Origin of the sequence: Mesorhizobium sp. WSM3868 (genome assembly GCF_002294785.1) — a bacterium.
Taxonomy (GTDB): Bacteria; Pseudomonadota; Alphaproteobacteria; order Rhizobiales; family Rhizobiaceae; genus Mesorhizobium.
This window is the reverse complement of sequence record NZ_NSGB01000001.1, coordinates 306,039-322,942: the sequence shown is the minus strand read 5'-3', so window position 1 is coordinate 322,942 and position 16,904 is coordinate 306,039. Positions and strand designations below refer to the sequence as shown.

Below are 16,904 nucleotides of genomic sequence, written 5' to 3'. Positions count from 1 at the left end.
TGCTTTGACTGGCGATAGCAAGAGCCAGCCGGAAACACATGAGCGCAACCGCCAACACCAGACCTTTGACGCATCAGGTGACGCTGACCGTGCTGACGTTGGCCGTCTTCGCGCTGGCCATGGTCGTCGGCTTCGGCATCTACGCGGCGGCTCAGGCTGACAACGCCTCGCTCGAACGGCAGAAAATATTCATCGACGAGGGTTTGAAGGACCAGATTGCGTCTGTTCAGCGTGAACAGGAAAGCGTTACGGTCTGGGATGACGCGGTCGCCAATGTCAGGGCCGGCAATTGGACCTGGATCGAGGAGAACCTCAGCGTCTGGATGTATACCTATTACGGTCACAACCGGGTCTACATTCTCGATGCCGCCAATCGTCCGGTCCATGCCATGCAGGAAGGTAAGGTGGTCGATGCGTCCGCCTATGGCGATGACGAGCCTGCCTTGCAGCCATCCATCGAGAAGCTGCGCCGCATGCTGGCTGAGCCACAGAAGGCGGACGCTGCCGGCCAGCCGGCCAAGATGGTCGCGGAGGACCTTGTGTCGCTCCAGGGAAAACCGGCGATCCTGAGCGTCATGGCGCTGGTGCCGAGTACGGACCGGGTCACGCAGGCGCCCGGCACCGAATATCTGCATGTTTCGGTGGAGTTCATCAACGAGGCGGTCATCGGCAAGATCGCCAAAAAATATCTGCTCGACGGCGCGCGTCTCGTGCCGCTGTCGCAATCGGTCGGAGCCGCTGCGGTGCCTCTGGTCGATTCCCGCGGTATAATGCTCGGTTATGTCGGCTGGGACCAGGAACGGCCAGGTCTCACGCTGGTGCGCAAGATGGCCCCGGCGCTGGCCTTGGCGCTGCTTGTCGCGGCCGGCGTTCTGGCGTTTCTGCTGCGCAGGCTCCGCCGCGCCTCGTCCGCGCTGCAGACAAGCCAGGACGAGGCGCAATATCTCGCTTTCCACGACACGCTCACCGGCCTGCCAAACCGGGCTTTGTTCGAGGACCGCTTGCGTCGGGCCCTGCTCAGGGCCAGCCAGGATATGGCGGTTCACGAGATGGGAAGGGTGGCGTTGCTTTATCTCGATCTCGACCGTTTCAAGCACATCAATGACACGCTCGGCCATCCGGCGGGCGATGAGCTTGTGCGTCAGACGGCGGCCAGGCTCCAGCACACCGTTCGCGAGGTGGACACCGTGGCGCGGCTGGGCGGCGACGAGTTCGCGCTGATCCTCGTCGACATCCGCGATATCCGTGCCGCCGAGGATATCGCCGAGCGGCTGCTGCAGAAGTTGCAGGAACCGTTCAAGCTCATGGAAGATCAGGTCTTCGTCAGCGCCTCGATCGGCATCGCGCTATCGGACGGCGGCGAAACGGATGCCGACGATCTGCTGCGCAAGGCCGACATCGCGCTTTACGAAGCCAAGAAGAACGGCCGGGGCCGGCACCAGGTCTTCGCCGGCGACATGGACGACCTGCTCTTGCGCAAGCGCACAGTCGAGACCGAGCTTCGCAAGGCTCTCGACGGCGGCTCCGGCATCAGGCTCGCCTACCAGCCGGTGTTCGCGGCGAACGGCAAGACGATCCTCGGCGCGGAGGCGCTGATCCGCTGGGGGCATGACGTGCATGACGTGCATGGCGCATTGCCGGCGGCGCAATTCATCGCCATCGCCGAAGAGCGCGGCATGATCGGCCAACTCGGCGCGTGGGTGCTGCAGGAGGCCTGCCGTTTCGCCGTGCGAACCGACCTGCCGTGGCTCGCCGTCAACGTATCACCGCTGCAGTTGCGCGACGCCGGCTTTCCCGAACAGGTCGCGTCGATCCTTGCCGACACCGGGCTGGCGCCGCAGCGCCTGCAGTTCGAGATCACCGAAAGCGTGCTTCTGGACAACAGCGATGCTTCGAGGGCGGCTCTGACCACCTTGCGGCAGTTGGGCGTCGGCATCGTTCTGGACGATTTCGGGACCGGCTATTCATCGCTCAGCTACTTGCGTCGCCACGCCATCGATAAGCTCAAGATAGACCGCTCCTTCGTGCGGCTTCTCGATGGCGACGGCAACTCGGCCGCGATCGTCAAGGCCCTGATCGATCTTGCCATGGCGCTCGGGGTCGACGTCACCGCCGAGGGCGTGGAGACCGAGGCGCAGAAGATGCTGCTGGTCGCAATGGGCTGCCGGCAACTCCAGGGCTATTTCTTGTCGCCGCCGCTTGAGCCGGTCCAACTGCTCGGCCTTTCTGGTCTAGCTTCGCCGGACGAGATTCAGCCCGCCGCCGCTCGCGCCTGAACCCCTACCATCCAGGCAGGATCTGGTTTGCCTTGGTCCGCTTCATCTTGGCGAAGGCGAGTGCCGCGAAGTCGAAGCTTCCCGTCTCTTCGCTGACCGGCACGGAAATATTGTCCAGGCTTTCCGCGATATGGCGGGCCAGAGCATCGACGATCTCCGGCTGCGAGGTCTGGCCGCGCATGATGCCGATGCGGCAATCCGGCAGCGCGTCGAACCCGTCGGCCTCGCCGAGCACGCGCATGCCGGGCCTGAGGGCGCATTCCGGCAGCACCGAGATGGCGAGGCCGGAAAGCACCGCGGCGGTGATCACGGTCGCCGAGAAGCTGGAGAAGAGGACGCGGTATTCCCGGTTCTGCCGGTCGAGCACGTCGACCGCCGCGCGCCGCCAGATGCAGTTCGGCCGGCCGAACGCCATCGGCAGGATTTCCTGCTCATGCGTGGCGTGGTTGGCCGAGGTGACCCACAGAAGCGGCTCGCGCCGCACCACCTCCGACTGGCCGCGCGTGTCGTTGTGCGTCACCAGCGCGAGGTCGAGATTGCCGCGCTTGATGTGCTCGACCAGGCCCGGCGTCGGCTCGCAGATGACGGTGAGCTCCACACGCGGGTTGGAGCGCGAGAAGCGCGCCATGATCTCGGGCAGGAAGCGGTCGGCATAGTCATCCGGCGTGCCGATGCGTATCGTGCCTTCGAGCCGCTGGTCGTCGAAGGCCGCCAAAGTCTCGCGGTTGAGGTAGATCAGCCGCCTTGCATATGAAAGCAGCCTGTCGCCCTCCTCAGTCAGTTTGTTGGTGCGACCATCCTTTTCGAACAGCGGCTTGCCGATCCGCTCCTCAAGACGGCGCATCTGCATCGACACCGCAGACTGTGTCCGGTGCACCTCCTCGGCAGCCCGCGTGAAGCTGCCGGTGTCGGCAATCGAGATGAAGGTCTGCAACTGATCGAGATCGAGCGGCGCTTTCATCGGTCCAATCCATCATTCGTGTTGATGCTAAAGATTAGAAACATTCGTTGGATTAATCAATCGCGGCGTGGCAAATTGCCATTGTCCACATGAAGGCACAGCATGTCGCCCAAAAGTGGCCTCCGGTGTTGGGGGGCAACGACATGCGTCACGTTAACTGTATCGAGACCGCAACGGCGCTCCTCCCAGGCGCCGATTGCATGGTTTCGTCCGCTCGACTCCGAAGGAGAGACTGACATGACCACGATCGAATTCGCCTCCGAGACCCCGCGCATCACCACGCGTCCGGCCGTTGCGACCCGCGTGCTCAATGCGGTCGCCGATGCGTTTCGCGCCTGGAAAAACCGCCGCGCCTTTTATCGCCTTGGCGAGATGTCCGATGCCGAGCTTGCCGATATCGGACTGACCCGCGCCGACCTCCACGTCGCCGTCAGCGTGCCTTTCGGCCGCGATCCGACGGTGAAGCTGCGCGCAATCGCAGAAGAGCGCGCCGATATGATCGAGGATCTTGCCCGCAAGGTCGCCTGAGCGGCTTCGCCGGCTGCGTTTGCGCTCGCGCTGAACCTTTCGAGGGCTCGGCGCGACCAAGTTTCATGCAGGCTCCCACACTCCCTGCCGGTTCCCGCCGGCCTGCCTGCACATTGCCCGGTTCCCCTCCAGGACCGGGCATTTTTCTTTTGAGTGGAGCGCCCTACCGTCGGTCCATCCCGCGCTTGAACTGGTCGAAGATCGTCTCCATGCCCTTCTGATATTCCTCGCGCTGCTGCGCGCCGGTCTCGAACATCCTGCCGAAGATGTCGTCGAATGGATTTCTCGGCCGGCCGCTCGGATTGGTTTGCGGCTGCGGCTGGGATTGCTGCGGCGCCTGCTGTCCGTCTGGCGTGCCGAAACCGCCGCCTTGCCGCAGCATTTCTTCGAACATCTTGCCCAGCGGATTGTCGCCGTAAGGGTTCGGCGCCTGCTGCGGTTGGCTTTGCGGCTGTTGGGCGCCGCCACCGAACATGTCTTGCAGCACCTTGCCGAGCGGATTGTCGCCATAGGGATTTGGCGCTGGCTGCGGGGCCTGTGCGCCGCCTCCCGCCTGCCGCATCATCTCCTCGATGATCTCGCCGAAAGGATTGCCGCCGCCACCGAAGCCGCCGGCGGCCTGCATCTGGCTGTTGGTCTGCTTGAACAATCCGCCCATCATCATCGACGCCATCGCCGGCAGCATCTGCTGCAGCACCTGCTGGCTAAGGCCGGTCGCCTGAGCGGCCTGGGCTGCAACAGCGCGTGACAGGTCCTTCGAGCCGAACAGATGGCCGAGAATGCCGTTGCCTTCATCGATGCCTTGCGGCGTGAAGGCCCGGGTTGCGTCCTCGAAATACTTGGCGTGCTGGCCGCTCGCCATCGCCGTCATGAAAGCACCCATTCCATAGGGATCGGCGGTGTTGCGCTGAAGCCCCTGTGAGAAGGCCGGCAGCAGCGCCTGCACCGCGGCCTGCGCCTGCTGCATCGAAAGGCCAAACTGCTGGGCCAGCGCCTGCATGCCGGCGCCGTTCTGGGCTTTCAAAAAAATATCGAACAGGGAAGGCATGAGATCTCCTCCGCAATATCCTCACGGGGGAGCCTAGTTCGTTTCCATCACCGAATGAAGCAGCTTTTGCCGAGCCACGGCTCAGGTGGCCGGCGAACGGTCAGTAGGCATATTCCATGAACACCGGCTCGATCGAGCCGCCCCAGCGCGTGTGATATGCCGAAAGCATCTCCTCGGCGCTGGTGGTGCCGCGCGCCACGACCTCGTCGAGCGTGTTGAGGAACGAGGTCTCGTCATAGCCGTCGCGGTTCTTCTTGGCGCGGTTCTTCAGACCCGTGCGGGCGATGGCCAGCACGTCGCGGGCAACCTCGCGCAAGGTGGCGTTGCGGAATGGCGCCGAAATGCCGTGCTCCGGCACGGCGTTGCGCATCGCCAGCGCTTCTTCGTAGGTCCAGCTCGAGGTCAGCGTCTCCGCGGCGTCGAGTGCCTGCTCGTCATAGAGCAGGCCGACCCAGAAAGCCGGCAGCGCGCAGATGCGCCGCCACGGTCCGCCGTCGGCGCCCCGCATCTCGAGGAAGCGCTTCAGCCGCACATCGGGGAAGAGGGTGGAGAGGTGGTTCGCCCAGTCGCCCATCGTCGGCAGGCCGTCGGGCACTTGCGTGCGCGCGGCACCCGCCATGAACTGGCGGAAGGTGTAGCGCGTCATGTCGTGATACTGCCCGTCGCGGATGACGAAATACATCGGCACGTCGAGCGCCCATTCGACATAGTCGGCAAAGCCGAAATCCGGCGCGAAGCAGAATTCGAGCATGCCGGAGCGCTGGTTGTCGGTGTCGCGCCAAATGTCGCCGCGCCAGCTCTGCAGCCCGTTCGGCCGGCTCTCGGTGAAGGGCGAATTGGCGAACAGCGCCGTCGACAGCGGCTGCAGCTTCAGCGACACCTGCATCTTGCGGCGCATGTCAAATTCGCTTTCGAAGTCGAGATTCACCTGGATCGTGCAGGTGCGATACATCATGTCGAGGCCCTTGGAGCCGACCTTCGGCATGTAGCGAGTCATGATCTCGTAGCGCGACTTCGGCATTTTCGGCGTTTCGGCAAGCGACCATTTTGGGCTGCCGCCGAGGCCGAGGAAGCGGATGCCGAGCGGCTCGGCGATCTCGCGCACCTGCGCCAAATGCGCGTTGCCCTCGCGGCAGGTCTGGTGGATCGTCTCCAGCGGCGCGCCGGAGAGCTCGAACTGCCCGCCCGGCTCCAGCGAGATCGCGCCCTGGCCGGTCGGCTCGACCAGGCCGATGATGCGGCCGGCATCCATGATCGGATCCCAGCCGAGCTTTTCCTGCATGCCTTCCAGGATGGCGCGGATGCCGCGCTCGCCGCCATAGGGCACCGGCGCGTTGCCATCGACATAGAAGGGGAACTTCTCGTGCTCGGTGCCGATCCGCCATTTGTCGCGCGGCTTGTTGCCGGCCGCCAGATAGCCGACGAGTTCGTCGATGCCTTCGATGGGCTGGATATCGGTTGTGTCGCGCGCCATAAGAAAGCCCTCCGCAGCCGTCAGCTAGCCGCCGGGCGCTAGATGGACGAAATGTCAGTAGCCGATCAAGCGAAAAATCCTGAGCCACGCCTCAACTGGATTTGATCACCAGTCGCCGATCGTCGCCTGCATCACCGCGAGCGCCGCGACCGCCGCGGTGTCGGCGCGCAGGATGCGCGGCCCGAGCGGAATGGCGCTGACGAAGGGCAGCGCCCGCAGCATCCTGCGCTCGTCATCGGAAAAGCCGCCCTCCGGCCCCACCAGCAGCGCGAGTTTCTTCTCGCTCACCTTCTGCAAGGCTGGCAGTGGATTGTTGGTCGAGGCATCCTCGTCGCAGAAGATCAGCCGCCGTTCCTTGTCCCAGCCGCCGAGCAGCCGCTCCAGCTTCTCTGCTTCGCACACCTTTGGCACCGCCAGGATGCCGCATTGCTCGGCCGCTTCGACGACATTGGCGCGCAGCCGATCGATGCCAGGCTTGGCCACTTGTGTGTGCTGGGTGATGACCGGTTGCAGGATGCCGGCACCCATTTCGACCGCTTTCTGCACCAGATAGTCGAGCCGGCCCTGCTTCAGCGGGGCGAAGCAATAGACGAGATCGGGCAGCGGCGGCTGCGGCCGCTGCAGGGTAAGCACCTTGAGCCGCACGGCTTTCTTGGTCTTGGCGGCGATCGAAGCGGACCACTCGCCGTCGCGGCCGTTGAAGAGCAGGACCTCCGCGCCTTCGCCGAGCCGCATCACATGCGCGAGATAGTGGCTCTGCTGCTGTCCAGCATCGAATTCGAAGCCCGGTCCGAGATCGTCCGGCACGAACAGCCGCTGCATTTTGTAGTTGGCGCGCATGGCCGAGCAATGGGCGAGGCGCGGGTTGTCGTCAAGTATCGGCGGACGGATGCCAGACCGGCGCGTAACCATGTCTCAGCACCGAAACACTTGTGGCAGGCGTGAGCAGTCGCAGCGATCGCCCGGCGAGGCGATTGAACAAGACGGGCTCGGCATAGCCTGCGAAGGACCATTCGAGCGCCTTGCCGGCGCGGAGCGCATAGGCGGTCTCCCCCTCGGCCACGACTGCTCCATCCGGCAAACCGGCGAGTTCGTCCGATGAGACGGCCGGCGGACGCCCGCCGGAGGCCAGCCGCTCCTTGTGCAGCCGCTTGTCGACCATCGGCGCGCGCGGTTCGGCAATGCCGAAGACCTTTCCGAAGCGCCGCACGAAATCTCTCGCTTGGTCGCGCCGGCAGTAGAAGCAGGGCCGGTGACCGGCCGCGAGCGCCGTCACCTCGTCGAGAAAGAACAGCTCGGTCCAGCCGGCCTTTCCTCCAGGCCGATTGCGGCCCATCGGCTCGCGTCGCACGCCGCGGAATTGGCAGACGCAGATGATCCAGGCCGGCAGCGCCCAACGCTTCGTCAGAAGCGTTTTAGTCTCGGGGTCATGGATGATGCCGCGATTGCCGGTGAAGAGGCCGCGCTCGGGCACGGCATGGATGGCGCCGAACGGATCGACCCGGTTCTGCAGTGGCATAGCTTTCTCTCCGGCGCGCGGCTTGGCTGAAACCGAGGCGGCATGATATCGCTCCCACCGTCATTTTCATGTCAGCAGGGATTCGCGGATGCGGGTGCTGGTGGTCCAGAACTACGACAATACCGGCCTCGGCCAAGTCGGCGCCGCTCTCGCGGAGGCTGGCGCCGAGCTTGACTTGCGCCGCCCCTACCAAGGCGATCCGCTGCCCCGGGACGCGAACGGTCACGATGCCATGGTGGTTCTGGGCGGGGGGCAGAATGCGCTGGCCGACGACGACTATCCCTATTTTCCCGCCTTGCTCGAATTGACGCGCGATTTCGCCGGCAAGGACCGATCGGTGCTTGGCATCTGCCTCGGCGGCCAGCTCGTCGCCCGCGCCTTTGGCGCCGACAACCACATCGGCGGTGCGGTTGAATTCGGCTGGTGCGGGGTGTCGCTGACGGCCGAAGCCAAGCACGACCCTGTTCTCGGCGCCTTGCCGGAAAAGTTCCCGACTTTCCAATGGCACGACGATACGTTCGACCTGCCCGAGAAGGCCGTGCGGCTTGCGGGCAATGATGTCGCGGCGAACCAGGCTTTTCGTATTGGCCGCGCCGTCTATGGCTTCCAGTTCCATTTCGAGGCGGATCGCCCGCTGGTGCGCGACTGGAGCACCTCCTTCGCGGCGCTGATCGCCGAGCGCCATCCCGACTGGACCGGCAGGCTCGACTACGAGATGGCTAGCAACGGACCGCACGCCGACGCCGCAGGGCTCGCGATCGCGCGTGCATGGGTGGCGACGATCTGACCGTCGCACCGCCGCGGAGCGTGACATAATTGGCACGCGGCGGCAGTTCCGCCTGGGGAAAACGCACTTCATTCTTGGTTTGTGTCCGGCCGCCCGCCTAAGAGGGCGCCCTCTGTATCGTCCGTGCAACCGCGATGAACCTGTTGTGTGATCCAAGCGACACACCGGCGATACAGAATCTGCTTAGAAGCGCGAAATCGTCGAAACATTGAGATGCATTTTATCGTTTCAACGCATTGGTAACCGCCTCGTGCACAGATGCAGAAAGCTCAACCAGAGATGACGTCCGTGAAAGCAGCGCTTTTGTCCTTTGTAATGCTGTCTGCCATCGTCGTGTGCGGCCTCGGCATTTATTCTGCCGACGCTGCAAACAATCACCAGGCCGTCGACGGCTACGGCGTCACCGCCGCGCTTCGCTAGAGCCTGATCCTTCCCGACAAACGGAAAGCTGATCCCACACTTGGGGTCATGGCCAGAACGCCATTCCCTCGACCGTCAGAATGCGCTTTTCAGCGCCGTCGACGGCAAGTGCGCTGAGCGTTCCCGCCTGCCAGGCGAGCGTGTCGAGATTGACGCGGTTGGCCATCACCTCGACGTCCGGCACCGGCGTATGCCCGTGCACGATCACTTTGGGATACAGCCCCGGGTAATCGTGGAAGAGGTCGCGGATCCAGATCAGGTCCTGCTCGTTCTGGCTTTCGAGCGGCACCCCCGGCCGGATGCCGGCATGGCAGAAGAAGAAGTCGCCGAAGGACGCTGAAAAAGACAGCGAGCGCAGAAAGTCGACATGGGCTTGCGGCACTGCTTCGACCAGGGCCGCGTGTCCGTGCGCCAGCGCCTCGTCCGACCTGCCGAACCAGCTGCTGCCGGTCGAGAGCTTCACCCCGTATGACGCCGCGGTCTGGACGCCGCCATAGCGCATGAACAGACCCTCCGGATCGGGTTTGGCAAGGAATTCGAGCATGCCGATGTCATGGTTGCCGGCAAGCATGATGTTGCGGGGATCACGGCTCCGCGCCTCGATTAGGAATTCGATGACGTTCCTCGAGTCCGGTCCGCGGTCGACATAATCGCCGAGATGGATGATGCGCCAATCGGACTTTGGTCCGTACTCCAGATCGCTTGCTATCCGGCTGTGCATGGCGGCGAGCAGGTCATGACGGCCATGCACGTCGCCGATGGCATAGATGCGTATGCCTTTCGGCCCGCGCGCGTCGAGATAGTGGATGCCGGCTTCAGTCAAGGCGACGTCTTCCCGTGTCTGTCATCACGGGAAACTAGGGCGGATCGGTGAATAAGCCCCTAGCGCCGCAGCTGGTCCTTGCCCATGTCGGTTACCAGACGCTTACCGCACAGCGCCAGCGTGATGTCCATCTCCTTGCGGATGATCTCCAGCGCCTTGGTGACGCCCGCCTTGCCCATCGCGCCGAGTCCGTAAAGGAACGGCCGGCCGATATAGGTGCCCTTGGCGCCGAGGCAGAGCGCCTTGAGCACGTCCTGACCCGAGCGAATGCCGCCATCCATATGCACCTCGATCCGATTGCCGACAGCGTCGGCGATCTCTTCCAGCACCGAGATCGAGGAGGCGGCGCCGTCGAGCTGCCGCCCGCCATGATTGGACACGATGATCGCGTCGGCTCCCGTCTCGGCCGCCATCAACGCATCCTCCTTGTCGAGGATGCCCTTCAGGATCAGCTTGCCGCCCCAGCGCTCCTTGATCCAGGCGACATCCTTCCAGGACAGCTGCGGGTCGAACTGCTCCGTCGTCCAGGACGACAGCGAAGAAACGTCGCCGACACCCTTGGCGTGGCCGACGATGTTGCGGAAGGTGCGGCGCGGCGTGCCCGCTATCCCCAGGCACCAGCGCGGCTTGAGGGCCAGATCGATGATGTTGGCGAGCGTCATCTTGGGCGGTGCCGACAGCCCGTTGCGCACGTCCTTGTGACGCTGACCGAGGATCTGCAGGTCAAGCGTCAGCACCAGCGCCGAGCATTTCGCCGCCTTAGCGCGGTCGATGAGATTGAGGACGAAATCCTTGTCGCGCAGCACGTAGAGTTGGAACCAGAACGGCGTCTTGGTCACCGAGGCGACATCCTCGATCGAACAGATGCTCATAGTCGACAGCGTGAACGGCACGCCGAATTCCTCAGCCGCCTGCGCCGCGAGCATCTCGCCGTCGGCATGCTGCATGCCGGTCAGCCCGGTCGGTGCCAACGCCACCGGCATCGCCACCTTCTCACCGATCATGGTCGATTCCAGCGAGCGGTTGCTCATGTCGACCAGCACGCGCTGGCGGAATTTTATCTTGCCGAAGTCCTCCTCGTTGGCCCGATAGGTGCTCTCCGTCCAGGCGCCGGAATCGGCATAGTCGAAGAACATCTTCGGCACCTTGCGGCGCGCCATGTCCTTGAGGTCGGCGATGGTGAGGATGTCGCTCATGGTAGTCCCCGCGTGATCAGTGCTTAGGAGCGTTTGCGTGTGGGTTCGATGTCGCCGGCTTCCGAGCGCTGCCTGAGCCTCAGCCGTGACACGCGCTGCCAGTCGCCGCTGCGCTCGGCCTCAGCCATGGAGCGCTCGACATAGGTAATGTGGTCCATCGCCGCCTTGCGGGCGGCGGCAGGATCCGCCGCCTTGATCGCGGCGTGGATCGCCCGGTGCTGCTCAAGCAACGCCTCGCGCGCGCCGGGCACGGTGAAGACCAGCAACCGGTTCTGGAACACGCCCTCGGAGAGCAGCCGGTAGCAGGAGCGCAGCGTGTGCAGGAGGATGATGTTGTGCGCGCATTCGCAGACCGCGTGGTGGAATTCGACGTCGATTTCCGCCTCGTCGTCGAAGTCGCCGGTACGGTGCGCCTCGTCCATGCGCGCCATGATGCGGTCGAGCAGCGCCAGATCCTCGGGCGTCGCTCGCCGCGCCGCGTATTCGGCCGCGATTGCCTCGACCTCGCGCCGGTATTCCAGATAGTCGGTCACCGCCTTGCGGTGCATCGAGATCAGATCGGTCACCGGCTTGGTGAAAAGCTGGCCGATGACGTCGGCGACATGCGTGCCGCCGCCCGGTCTGGTGGTCAGCAGCCCGCGTCCTTCCAGCGCCTTCAGCGCGTCGCGCAGGATCGGCCGCGACACGTCGAACTGACGCGCCAGCTCGCGCTCGCCCGGCAGCCGGTCGCCGGTGCGCAGCACGCCCTCGAGGATCAGGCTCTCGATCTGCTGCACCACCTCTTCGGCGGTGCGCGAATGCTCGATCCTGGAGAAGATATCGCTCAATGGAAGCGCGCCTGGAAACGGAATGGATGTCGCGCAGATCTAAGCCTCCGTCGCCAACTGGTCAAATTATTTATCCAATTCGCCGAATCAGGTTGACTCCCCGGCGGCTCTGTGAATCGGCTGCAGCTGAAATTTGCTGTTTACGGCCCCTGCCGATTGCCGCAAGACAACGCGATTGCACGAAGGGTCGAAACCAGGGGGACCAGCCGTGTCGGACGCCAATCTCGAATTCCAGCCGCGTGCCCAGGGCAGCGTCATGGGCTTTCCGGCCCATGAGGGTCGCCCCGGCGCGCTAGGCGAGGTCCATGCTCGTCCGCACCCGCTGGTCGAGAAGCCGCGCGTGCTCATCCAACTCTCCTTCATGACCGAGGGCGGCTCGGCCGTCGACCTTGCCGTGCTGTCGGACCTGTCGCGGCGCTTGGGCATCGCAGCGCCCGAACGCCATGCCCGCCACCATGCCATGAAATGGGGCAAGGGCACCTTGCGCTGGGAACGGCACACGGAGTTCTCGACCTATCTCTGGGAAGGGCCGCTGGCCGAAAGCAGCCGGGGCCAGGAGGACTCGCCCTTCGGCAACGGCTTCTCGCCGCCGGGAACGGTGATCTCCGGCATCCGGCTCGAAATCCGCAAATGGACGCAGGCGAGCGAGAAGCTGATCGCCGGCTTTGACCCGACCAGCCTCTGCTATTCGCTGGTCGAGCGCGGTGCGGCGGCCATCGTCACCGACTTTCGCCAGGATGGTGACGGGCTGACCCGCATGCTGGTGCTCGACCGCGGCCTGACGCCGGCCAGCACCGGCGCCTTGTCGCAACGGCTGATCGACATCGAGACCTACCGGACGCTCGCCATGCTTGGCCTGCCGCTGGCGCTGACGCTGTCTGGTCGCGCCCGCCGCATCGAGGACCGGCTGGCGCAGACGACGCTTGAAATGAAGGCGGTCGAGACCCGCGATAGCCAGACCTTGCTCGCCGACCTCACCGAACTTGCCGCCGAATTGGAGGCCGATGCGGCATCCAGCCTCTACCGTTTCGGCGCCAGCCGCGCCTATGACGGCATCGTCAGCGAGCGCCTGGAGGCGCTGGATGAGGAATCGGTACAGGGCTACGACACCTGGGCAGGCTTCCTGCAGCGGCGCATGGCGCCGGCGATGCGAACCTGTCGCTCGGTGGAGGAGCGCCAGGCGAACCTCTCGCGAAAACTCACCCGCGCCACCACGTTGCTGCGCACCTGGGTCGATGTCGACGTCGAGAAGCAGAACCGCGACCTGCTGGCCTCGATGAACAATCGCGCCAGGCTGCAGTTGCGCCTGCAGCAGACGGTCGAAGGCCTCTCCGTCGCTGCCGTCTCTTATTATGTCGTCGGCCTCATCGGCTATGTCGCCAAAGGCGCGTCGAGCTTCGGCCATGCCTTCGCGCCGGAAGTCGTCACCGCGGCTTCGGTGCCGGTCGCCATCCTGCTCGTCTGGTGGGGCATGCGCCGCGTGCGCAAGTTGCACTCCGAGCCGGCCAAGCATCCGGGCGAGTAAACCTCCCATCGAGCGGGGGATTTCCGGAAGACAACAGAGGGCCGCGGCGCGATAAGTTCCAGGATCTTCCTCGACGCCAGACGAGCCGGCGGTTACGTGAGGCGAACCCCTGACCGCTTCGCGGCCATCTCCCCTCGAGGGTCCCTCAAGCGGGCAGAAGCCAGCGGCAGATTGCCGCTGCGAAAGCTCGGCCGTCGTTCGCCATCCGATTTCGACCAAAGCAGCGTTTGCAAGGAATGCTCCCGGCTGGTAAAAGATTTTGACCAGTCGAGTGGAGGAGGCGTCGATGTCCGGCCTTGCCATGCCCAAGCCAGATGCCGGGACGCTGCGCAAGCGCGCCGAGATCGTCGCCGACATGCGCATCATCGTGCCAGGCGAGGGCGTTGTCGACACGGCCACCGAGATGCGCGCCTTCGAGAGCGACGGCCTGACCGCCTACCGCCAACTGCCGCTCGTCGTCGTGCTGCCCGAGACGGTGGCGCAGGTCTCCCGCGTGATGAAATATTGCAACGAGCGCAACATCCCCGTCGTGCCGCGCGGTTCCGGCACGTCGCTGTCGGGCGGCGCGCTGCCGCTCGAAGATGCCGTGCTTCTGGTGATGAGCCGCTTCAACCGCATCCTCGCGATCGACTATCCGAACCGTGTCGTCGTCGCCCAGCCGGGCGTCACCAATCTCGGCATCACCACCGCCGTCGAGCACGAGGGCTTTTACTACGCCCCCGATCCATCCTCCCAGATCGCCTGCTCGATCGGCGGCAATGTCGCGGAGAATTCCGGCGGCGTGCATTGCCTGAAATACGGGCTTACCGCCAACAATGTGCTGGGCATCCAGATGGTTCTGATGAATGGCGAGGTGGTGCGGCTCGGCGGCAGCCATCTCGATCAGGAAGGCTATGACCTGCTCGGCGTCATGACCGGTTCGGAAGGCCTGCTCGGCGTCGTCACCGAGGTGACGGTGCGCATCCTGAAGAAGCCGGAGACGGCACGCGCGCTGTTGATCGGCTTTCCGACCAGCGAGCAGGGCGGCCAATGCGTCGCCGACATCATCGGCGCCGGCATCATCCCGGGCGGCATGGAGATGATGGATCGCCCGGCGATCCACGCGGCCGAGGATTTCGTCCATGCCGGCTATCCGCTCGATGTCGAGGCGCTGCTGATCGTCGAGCTCGACGGGCCGAGCGTCGAGGTCGATCATCTGATCGGTCTCGTAGAGGCGATCGCTTATCGCAATGGCTCGACCACCTGCCGGATATCGCAGTCGGAGCAGGAGCGGCTGAGCTTCTGGGCCGGACGCAAGGCGGCCTTCCCGGCCGTCGGCCGCATCTCGCCCGACTATTACTGCATGGACGGCACCATCCCGCGCAAGGAGCTGCCGAGGGTGCTCGCCGGCATGCGCGATCTCTCCGAAAAATACGGGTTGGGGGTCGCCAACGTCTTCCACGCCGGCGACGGCAACCTGCACCCGCTGATCCTCTACGACGCCAACGTGCCGGGGGAGCTCGACAAGGCCGAGAGTTTCGGCGCCGAAATATTGCGGCTGTGTGTCGAGGTCGGCGGCGTGCTCACCGGCGAGCATGGCGTCGGCGTCGAGAAGCGCGATCTGATGCCCGAAATGTTCAACCAGACCGATCTCGACCAGCAAATGCGCGTCAAATGCGCCTTCGATCCCAGCCATCTGCTCAACCCCGGCAAGGTCTTCCCGCAGCTCCGCCGCTGCGCCGAGCTCGGCCGCATGCACGTGCATCGGGGCCAGGTGGCGTTTCCGGACATTCCGAGGTTTTGATGGGAACGTCTCAGAACCTGGGTTCCTCGCCCCCGCTTCGCGGGGGGAGGAACCGGAGATTGCAATGACCACCTTCACCCCATCCACCCCCGCCGAGGTCCTCTCCACCATCCAATGGGCCGCCGCGGAGGAAAGCCCGCTCGAAATCCTCGGCCATGGCTCCAAGCGCGGCATTGGCCGGCCGCTGCAGACCGAGCATACGCTCGACCTGTCGACGCTCACCGGCGTCACGCTCTACGAGCCGGCCGAGCTGGTGCTTTCGGCACGCGCCGGCACGCCACTCGCCGAAGTCGAAAAACTGCTTGCCGAGAACGGCCAGCAATTCGCCTTCGAGCCGATGGATTACGGGCCGCTGCTCGGCGGCGAGCCGGGTAAGGGAACGCTGGGCGGCGTGCTGGCTTCGAACCTGTCCGGTCCGCGCCGGCTCAAGGCGGGTGCGGCACGCGACCACATTCTCGGCATATCGGCGGTTTCCGGCCGCGGCGAAGCCTTCAAGTCGGGCGGCCGGGTCGTCAAGAACGTCACCGGCTACGACCTTTCCAAGCTGATGGCGGGGAGCTGGGGCACGCTTGCCGTGCTGACCGACGTCACCTTCAAGGTGCTGCCGGCGGCGGAAACCGAGGTGACTTTGGCCATTCGAGGCCTGCTCGACGATGCTGCCGTTGCGGCTATGGCGCTGGGCTCCAGCGCCGAGGTCTCGAGCGCCGCGCACCTGCCCGAGCGGATCACCGCGCGCGTCGCCGCCGGCCATCTCGGCAGCGATGCCGCGACGCTGCTGCGCGTCGAAGGCTTTGGCCCCTCGGTCGTCTACCGTACGGAGGCATTGCGAAACCTGCTCAGCAAGGCCGGCCCGCTGCAGGAAATTGCCGGCGAAGCGTCGAAGGCGATCTGGCGCGACATCCGCGACTGCGTGCCTTTTGCCGATGGCGGCGCAGGGCCGGTCTGGCGCGTCTCGATGCCGCCGTCTGAGGCGCATCACATGGTGATGGCGCTGCGCATGCAGGCAGCGGCCGACGCCTTCTACGACTGGCAGGGCGGGCTGGTATGGCTCTCGATGCGCGAGGACGACCCGGAGGCGGAGCTGCTGCGCGGATTAATCCGCAAATATGGCGGCGGCCACGCGACCCTGGTGCGCGCGTCTGCCTCGCATCGCGCGGCGCTCCCCGTTTTCGAACCGCAACCGCCGCATCTGGCGGCGCTTTCCGCGCGGGTGAAGGCCGAGTTTGACCCGAAGCACATTCTCAACCCCGGCCGCATGGCGCCTACTTCCAGCTCTGCTACTCTTTCTCTGTCAACGGAGGGAGCAGCACCATGAGCAATGCCAATCCAGGCCCGGGCAGCGGCTCGCGCCAGACCGATCGCTGGCTTGAGCCGGGCCAGACCAACGCGCTGGTCATCTACATTCTCTATCTCGCCAGCCTTGTCGTCGGCGTCACCGGCATTATCGGAATCGTGCTTGCCTACATCAATCGCGGCAAGGCGGGCGGCTATGTCGAAAGCCACTACACATTCCTGATCAGGACGTTCTGGATCGGCCTTCTCTACGCGCTGATCTCGGTGGTCCTGATGATGCTCGCGATCGGCTTCCTGCTGATGTTTGCGGTTGCCGTCTGGTTCATCGTCCGCTGCATTCTCGGCCTGCAGGCGCTGCAGCGTGGCGAGCCGATCAGGGACCCGCGAAGCTGGCTTCTCGGTCAATGAGAGCATGATCCAGCAACGTGGAAACCGGTCTGCGGA

16 protein-coding genes are annotated in these 16,904 nt (G+C 64.7%); 8 read left to right on the top strand and 8 right to left on the bottom strand.

The window, feature by feature from the left end; genetic code table 11:
• Window positions 1–38 precede the first annotated feature (38 nt).
• Window positions 39–2,276, top strand: coding sequence for an EAL domain-containing protein (locus CK221_RS01440; protein WP_095776389.1), 2,238 nt, complete (start codon window positions 39–41; stop codon window positions 2,274–2,276).
• 4 nt (window positions 2,277–2,280) lie between these two features.
• Here CK221_RS01440 and CK221_RS01435 read toward each other — a convergent pair whose 3' ends face one another.
• Window positions 2,281–3,237, bottom strand: a complete 957-nt coding sequence (locus CK221_RS01435) for a LysR substrate-binding domain-containing protein (protein ID WP_066989268.1) — start codon at window positions 3,235–3,237, stop codon at window positions 2,281–2,283.
• A 237-nt stretch (window positions 3,238–3,474) separates the two neighbouring features.
• Between CK221_RS01435 and CK221_RS01430 the strand changes: the two genes are divergently transcribed.
• The gene (locus CK221_RS01430; protein ID WP_067327317.1) at window positions 3,475–3,765 is read left to right on the top strand and encodes a DUF1127 domain-containing protein; all 291 of its coding nucleotides are present in this window, start codon (window positions 3,475–3,477) and stop codon (window positions 3,763–3,765) included.
• Between the two features lie 163 nt (window positions 3,766–3,928).
• Here the strand turns inward: CK221_RS01430 and CK221_RS01425 are convergent, their stop codons facing one another.
• The 4 genes from CK221_RS01425 to CK221_RS01410 all read right to left on the bottom strand — a co-directional run bounded on the left by CK221_RS01425 (window position 3,929) and on the right by CK221_RS01410 (window position 7,806).
• On the bottom strand, window positions 3,929–4,813 hold the full coding sequence (locus CK221_RS01425; protein WP_095776388.1) for a DUF937 domain-containing protein: 885 nt from the start codon (window positions 4,811–4,813) through the stop codon (window positions 3,929–3,931).
• Window positions 4,814–4,913: 100 nt separating this feature from the next.
• A complete protein-coding gene (locus CK221_RS01420) occupies window positions 4,914–6,287 on the bottom strand; it encodes a glutamate--cysteine ligase (protein ID WP_095776387.1) in 1,374 nt (457 codons plus the stop codon).
• Window positions 6,288–6,392: 105 nt separating this feature from the next.
• A complete protein-coding gene (locus CK221_RS01415; RefSeq protein WP_095776386.1) occupies window positions 6,393–7,127 on the bottom strand; it encodes a 16S rRNA (uracil(1498)-N(3))-methyltransferase in 735 nt (244 codons plus the stop codon).
• Between the two features lie 31 nt (window positions 7,128–7,158).
• Window positions 7,159–7,806 (bottom strand): hypothetical protein, encoded by a 648-nt coding sequence (locus CK221_RS01410; protein WP_095776385.1) that lies wholly within the window; start codon window positions 7,804–7,806, stop codon window positions 7,159–7,161.
• An 88-nt stretch (window positions 7,807–7,894) separates the two neighbouring features.
• Here CK221_RS01410 and CK221_RS01405 point away from each other — a divergent pair, with 88 nt between their 5' ends.
• Together CK221_RS01405 and CK221_RS01400 are read left to right on the top strand one after the other, a co-directional pair.
• Entirely contained in the window at window positions 7,895–8,593 is a 699-nt protein-coding gene (locus CK221_RS01405) for a type 1 glutamine amidotransferase (protein WP_067327335.1), read from the top strand.
• 279 nt (window positions 8,594–8,872) lie between these two features.
• Window positions 8,873–9,013, top strand: coding sequence for a hypothetical protein (locus CK221_RS01400; protein ID WP_124997890.1), 141 nt, complete (start codon window positions 8,873–8,875; stop codon window positions 9,011–9,013).
• Between the two features lie 46 nt (window positions 9,014–9,059).
• On the opposite strand, the gene CK221_RS01395 is transcribed toward CK221_RS01400, so the two are convergent.
• Genes CK221_RS01395 through CK221_RS01385 form a run of 3 tightly spaced genes read right to left on the bottom strand, consistent with a single transcriptional unit; the run spans window position 9,060 to window position 11,859 of the window.
• Window positions 9,060–9,836, bottom strand: a complete 777-nt coding sequence (locus CK221_RS01395) for a metallophosphoesterase family protein (protein WP_095776384.1) — start codon at window positions 9,834–9,836, stop codon at window positions 9,060–9,062.
• 59 nt (window positions 9,837–9,895) lie between these two features.
• On the bottom strand, window positions 9,896–11,032 hold the full coding sequence (locus CK221_RS01390; RefSeq protein ID WP_095776383.1) for an alpha-hydroxy acid oxidase: 1,137 nt from the start codon (window positions 11,030–11,032) through the stop codon (window positions 9,896–9,898).
• A 23-nt stretch (window positions 11,033–11,055) separates the two neighbouring features.
• Window positions 11,056–11,859, bottom strand: coding sequence for an FCD domain-containing protein (locus CK221_RS01385; protein ID WP_095776382.1), 804 nt, complete (start codon window positions 11,857–11,859; stop codon window positions 11,056–11,058).
• 208 nt (window positions 11,860–12,067) lie between these two features.
• Between CK221_RS01385 and CK221_RS01380 the strand changes: the two genes are divergently transcribed.
• From CK221_RS01380 to CK221_RS01365, 4 genes are all read left to right on the top strand, one after another.
• Window positions 12,068–13,384: a DUF3422 family protein gene (locus tag CK221_RS01380; RefSeq protein WP_095776381.1), complete on the top strand. Its 1,317-nt coding sequence runs from the start codon at window positions 12,068–12,070 to the stop codon at window positions 13,382–13,384.
• Between the two features lie 286 nt (window positions 13,385–13,670).
• On the top strand, window positions 13,671–15,167 hold the full coding sequence (locus tag CK221_RS01375) for an FAD-linked oxidase C-terminal domain-containing protein (protein ID WP_095776380.1): 1,497 nt from the start codon (window positions 13,671–13,673) through the stop codon (window positions 15,165–15,167).
• Between the two features lie 64 nt (window positions 15,168–15,231).
• On the top strand, window positions 15,232–16,482 hold the full coding sequence (locus tag CK221_RS01370) for an FAD-binding protein (RefSeq protein ID WP_095776379.1): 1,251 nt from the start codon (window positions 15,232–15,234) through the stop codon (window positions 16,480–16,482).
• Window positions 16,479–16,868, top strand: coding sequence for a DUF4870 domain-containing protein (locus CK221_RS01365; RefSeq protein ID WP_095776378.1), 390 nt, complete (start codon window positions 16,479–16,481; stop codon window positions 16,866–16,868). The genes CK221_RS01370 and CK221_RS01365 overlap by 4 nt, the downstream gene beginning before the upstream one ends.
• The last annotated feature ends 36 nt before the right edge of the window (window positions 16,869–16,904 follow it).

Bases quoted from the DNA above. Each gene is read 5' to 3' on its own strand.
- CK221_RS01420 (WP_095776387.1), bottom strand. From the start codon at position 6,287: ATGGCGCGCGACACAACCGATATCCAGCCCATCGAAGGCATCGACGAA.
- CK221_RS01370 (WP_095776379.1), top strand. From the start codon at position 15,232: ATGACCACCTTCACCCCATCCACCCCCGCCGAGGTCCTCTCCACCATC.
- CK221_RS01400 (WP_124997890.1), top strand. From the start codon at position 8,873: ATGACGTCCGTGAAAGCAGCGCTTTTGTCCTTTGTAATGCTGTCTGCC.
- CK221_RS01435 (WP_066989268.1), bottom strand. From the start codon at position 3,237: ATGAAAGCGCCGCTCGATCTCGATCAGTTGCAGACCTTCATCTCGATT.
- CK221_RS01410 (WP_095776385.1), bottom strand. From the start codon at position 7,806: ATGCCACTGCAGAACCGGGTCGATCCGTTCGGCGCCATCCATGCCGTG.
- CK221_RS01440 (WP_095776389.1), top strand. From the start codon at position 39: ATGAGCGCAACCGCCAACACCAGACCTTTGACGCATCAGGTGACGCTG.
- CK221_RS01375 (WP_095776380.1), top strand. From the start codon at position 13,671: ATGTCCGGCCTTGCCATGCCCAAGCCAGATGCCGGGACGCTGCGCAAG.
- CK221_RS01405 (WP_067327335.1), top strand. From the start codon at position 7,895: ATGCGGGTGCTGGTGGTCCAGAACTACGACAATACCGGCCTCGGCCAA.
- CK221_RS01390 (WP_095776383.1), bottom strand. From the start codon at position 11,032: ATGAGCGACATCCTCACCATCGCCGACCTCAAGGACATGGCGCGCCGC.
- CK221_RS01425 (WP_095776388.1), bottom strand. From the start codon at position 4,813: ATGCCTTCCCTGTTCGATATTTTTTTGAAAGCCCAGAACGGCGCCGGC.
- CK221_RS01415 (WP_095776386.1), bottom strand. From the start codon at position 7,127: ATGCGCGCCAACTACAAAATGCAGCGGCTGTTCGTGCCGGACGATCTC.
- CK221_RS01430 (WP_067327317.1), top strand. From the start codon at position 3,475: ATGACCACGATCGAATTCGCCTCCGAGACCCCGCGCATCACCACGCGT.
- CK221_RS01365 (WP_095776378.1), top strand. From the start codon at position 16,479: ATGAGCAATGCCAATCCAGGCCCGGGCAGCGGCTCGCGCCAGACCGAT.